Below are 4,182 nucleotides of genomic sequence, written 5' to 3' on the forward strand. Positions count from 1 at the left end.
GCCCCCCGCAGGGTCGCCTTCATGTTGGACCAGTGTCACAACATCGAGCCCAAGATTCCCGGGCAGATTCGGTCGGTCATGAACGTTCAGGAGGCGACCGCCAAGGCGCTGCTCGTGGATCGCGAGGCGCTGGCCGCCGCGCAGGCCGAGGGTGACGTGCTGGGCGCGAACGCGGTGTTCATGGACGCGTACAACACCGACGTGCGGCCGCTGCTCGCCGAGTTGCGCGAGGAGATGGGCCTCGCGCCCGATCCGATGGGCGCCTACGCCAAGTCCGGATATTTCGAGAAAATCGCCGCTGAGCGAGTCGGTGGTACGCAGGCCGGCTGGGGAGCCTGAAAGAGCATGGACGTCATCAACGAACTACTGGAACGCTCTCATCGCCTGGGAGCCGATCCGCGCAACACCAACTACGCGGGCGGCAACACCTCGGCCAAGGGCGCCGCCCCCGACCCGGTCACCGGCGAGGAGATCGAGCTGCTCTGGGTGAAGGGCTCGGGCGGCGACCTCGGCACGCTGAAGGAGCAGGGGCTGGCCGTGCTCCGCCTGGACCGGCTGCGCGCGCTCAAGGGCGTCTACCCGGGCGTGGAGCGCGAGGACGAGATGGTGGCCGCGTTCGACTACTGCCTGCACGGCAGGGGCGGGGCCGCGCCGTCGATCGACACGGCCATGCACGGCCTGGTCGAGTCCGCGCACGTCGACCACCTGCACCCCGACGCCGGCATCGCGCTGGCCACCGCGCTCGACGGCGAGGAGCTGACCAGGCGGGTCTTCGGCGACCGGGTGGTGTGGGTGCCGTGGCGGCGGCCCGGATTCCAGCTCGGACTGGACATCGCCGCCATCAAGGACGCCAACCCGGGGGCCATCGGCTGCGTCCTGGGCGGCCACGGCATCACCGCGTGGGGCGACACGTCCGAGGAGTGCGAGTCCCGCTCGCTGGAGATCATCCGCACCGCGGAGGCGTACCTGGCCGAGCACGGGAGCGCGGAGCCGTTCGGCGCGGTCGTGTACGACACGCTGCCCGAGGCCGAGCGGCACGAGCGGGCCGCCGCGCTGCTCCCGTACCTGCGCGGCCTGGCCTCCACCGACGTCCGCGTGGTCGGCCACTACACCGAGACCCCCGAGGTGCTGGACTTCGTCTCCCGCGCCGAGCACCCGCGGCTGGCGGCGCTGGGCACGTCCTGCCCTGACCACTTCCTGCGGACCAAGGTCGCGCCGCTGGTGCTCGACCTGCCGCCGGACGCGCCTCTGGAGCAGGCCGTGGAGCGGCTGCGCGAGCTGCACGCCGCCTACCGGGCCGACTACACCGCCTACTACGAGCGGCACGCCACGCCGGACTCGCCGCCCATGCGCGGCGCCGACCCGGCGATCGTGCTGGTGCCCGGCGTCGGCATGTTCTCCTTCGGCAAGGACAAGCAGACCGCCCGCGTGGCCGGCGAGTTCTACGTGAACGCCATCAACGTCATGCGCGGCGCCGAGTCCGTCTCCACGTACGCGCCCATCCCCGAGTCGGAGAAGTTCCGCATCGAGTACTGGGAGCTGGAGGAGGCCAAGCTCCGCCGCCTGCCCAGGCCCAAGCCCCTGGCGACGCGCGTGGCGCTGGTGACCGGCGGCGGCTCGGGCATCGGCGCGGCCACCGCCCGCCGGCTGGCCGCCGAGGGCGCGTGCGTGGTGGTCGCCGACCGCGACCTGGGCGCCGCCGAGAAGGTGGCCGCCGAGCTGGGCGCGGCCGCGTACCGCGGGTCCGACGTCGCCGTGGCGGTCGGGGTGGACGTGACGTCGGAGGAGCAGATCGCCGCGGCGATGCGCGCGAGCGTGCTCGCGTTCGGCGGTGTGGACCTCGTCGTCAACAACGCCGGCCTGTCGTTGTCGCGGGCGCTGCTGGAGACCAGCGTGGCCGACTGGGACCTGCAGCACGACGTGATGGCCAGGGGCTCGTTCCTGGTCTCCCGTGAGACCGCCCGAGTCCTGATGAATCAGGGCATGGGGGGCGACATCATCTACATCTCCTCCAAGAACGCCGTCTTCGCCGGCCCGAACAACGTCGCCTACGGCGCGGCCAAGGCCGACCAGGCGCACCAGGTCCGGCTGCTGGCGGCCGAACTGGGCGAGCACGGCATCCGCGTCAACGGCATCAACCCCGACGGCGTCGTACGCGGCTCGGGCATTTTCGCCTCCGGCTGGGGCGCCAACCGCGCCGCCGTGTACGGCGTGGAGGAGGAGAAGCTCGGCGAGTTCTACGCCCAGCGGACCCTGCTCAAGCGGGAGGTCCTGCCCGAGCACGTGGCCGCTGCCGTCTTCGCCGTCACCGGCGGCGACCTCACCCACACCACGGGCTTGCACATCCCGGTGGACGCGGGCGTGGCGGCGGCGTTCCTGCGCTGACGGCACCATGGCCGCCGTGATCGGGAACTCCCGATCACGGCGGCCATGAGCATTCTGTGAAGTCCGCGCCGACCTGGGTAAGAGCGATGGGAACGGTCCTGCCGCAGGGCCGCCGCCTCCCCGCGCGGCTTGCATATCCATCCTCCAAACGGCATCATCGACACAGGCAAGGTCATAAGCTTGGGTGCATGATTATGCAGGAGGGTGTCTCATGAGGGCAGCGATCGCGGGAGCCAGCGGCTACGCGGGCGGTGAGTTGCTGCGCCTCCTGCTCGGCCACCCCGAGTTCGAGATCGGCGCGCTCACCGCGGCCTCCAGCGCGGGCAACCGCCTCGGCACCCACCAGCCGCATCTGTTCCGGCTGGCCGACCGCGTCATCGAGGAGACCACCGCCGACACGCTCGCCGGGCACGACGTCGTGTTCCTGGCGCTGCCGCACGGCCACTCGGCCGCCGTCGCGTCCCAGCTCGGTGAGGAGACGATCGTGGTCGACTGCGGCGCCGACCACCGGCTCGCCGGCCCGGCCGCCTGGCAGGAGTTCTACGGCGGCCAGCACGCGGGCACCTGGCCCTACGGCCTGCCCGAGCTGCCCGGACAGCGCGAGGTCCTGAGGAAGGCCACCCGCATCGCGGTCCCCGGCTGCTACCCGACCTCCGTCCTGCTCGCCCTGTCGCCCGCGTTCGCCGCCGGGCTGGCCGCGCCCGACGTGGTCGTGGTGGCCGCCAGCGGCACCAGCGGCGCCGGCAAGTCGCTCAAGCCCAACCTGCTCGGCAGCGAGGTCATGGGCTCGGTCAGCGCGTACGGCGTGGGCGGCGTCCACCGGCACACCCCCGAGATGGAGCAGGGCCTGTCGGCCGTCGCGGGCGAGCCCGTGCGCGTCTCGTTCACGCCGACGCTGGCCCCCATGAGCCGGGGCATCCTCGCCACCTGCAGCGCCCCCGCCGCGCCCGGCGTCACCAAGGCGTCGCTGCGCACGGCGTACGAGGTGGCGCTCAAGGACGAGCCGTTCGTCAGCCTCCTGCCGGAGGGCGTCTGGCCGGCCACCGCCATGACCTACGGCGCCAACACCGCGGCCCTCCAGGTGACGCTCGACGAGCGCGCCGGCCGCGTGATCGCCGTCATCGCCATCGACAACCTCACCAAGGGCACGGCCGGAGGCGCGATCCAGAGCGTCAACCTCGCCCTCGGCCTGCCGGAAGAGCTCGGCCTTCCCCTGACAGGAGTCGCACCATGAGCGTTACCGCCCCACTCGGCTTCCGGGCCGCGGGCGTCGCCGCGGGAATCAAGTCCGGCGACGCCCGCGACCTGGCCCTCGTCGTCAACGACGGGCCAAGCCGCGCCGCCGCGGGCGTCTTCACCGCCAACCGCGTGAAGGCCGCCCCCGTGTTGTGGTCGCAGCAGGTCCTCGCCGGCGGGCGACTGCGAGCGGTGGTGCTCAACTCCGGCGGAGCCAACGCCTGCACCGGCCCCGAGGGCTTCCAGGACACGCACGCCACCGCGGAGAAGGTGGCCGAGGTGCTCCAGGACTCCGCGGGCGAGGTCGCGGTCTGCTCCACCGGGCTGATCGGCGAGCGGCTGCCGATGGACCGGCTGCTGTCCGGCGTCGAGTCCGCCGCCACCCACCTCTCCCGCGACGGCGGCCTGCACGCCGCCGACGCCATCCGCACCACCGACACCGTCTCCAAGATCTCCTTCAAACGCGGTGGCGAAGCCATCGCGTCAGAAAAAGCCTCTTCCACGCCTGTCGGGGGCGCGCAGGGGGCGAAGCCCTCTGTGGGGGGAGAGGTTTCTTCCACG

3 protein-coding genes and 1 pseudogene are annotated in these 4,182 nt (G+C 72.3%); all 4 read left to right on the forward strand.

Features of this window, described 5'->3' with window-relative positions:
• Positions 1-339 (forward strand): annotated as a pseudogene (locus tag ITP53_RS54180) (L-rhamnose isomerase); the annotation flags it as partial.
• A 6-nt stretch (positions 340-345) separates the two neighbouring features.
• Positions 346-2,385, forward strand: coding sequence for a bifunctional aldolase/short-chain dehydrogenase (locus ITP53_RS54185; RefSeq protein WP_195903277.1), 2,040 nt, complete (start codon positions 346-348; stop codon positions 2,383-2,385).
• Between the two features lie 211 nt (positions 2,386-2,596).
• Positions 2,597-3,619, forward strand: coding sequence for an N-acetyl-gamma-glutamyl-phosphate reductase (gene argC / locus ITP53_RS54190; RefSeq protein ID WP_195903278.1), 1,023 nt, complete (start codon positions 2,597-2,599; stop codon positions 3,617-3,619).
• Positions 3,616-4,182 (forward strand): bifunctional ornithine acetyltransferase/N-acetylglutamate synthase (locus tag ITP53_RS54195; protein ID WP_236052222.1); only part of this gene is annotated, 567 nt, incomplete at its 3' end. The genes argC and ITP53_RS54195, both read left to right, overlap by 4 nt.

The sequence above is a fragment of the Nonomuraea cypriaca genome (genome assembly GCF_015645445.1).
In the GTDB taxonomy this organism is placed as follows: domain Bacteria; phylum Actinomycetota; class Actinomycetes; order Streptosporangiales; family Streptosporangiaceae; genus Nonomuraea; species Nonomuraea cypriaca.

What these genes read in the sequence shown, in the direction of transcription:
- ITP53_RS54185 (WP_195903277.1), top strand. Translation starts at nt 346, where the DNA reads ATGGACGTCATCAACGAACTACTGGAACGCTCTCATCGCCTGGGAGCC.
- argC (WP_195903278.1), top strand. Translation starts at nt 2,597, where the DNA reads ATGAGGGCAGCGATCGCGGGAGCCAGCGGCTACGCGGGCGGTGAGTTG.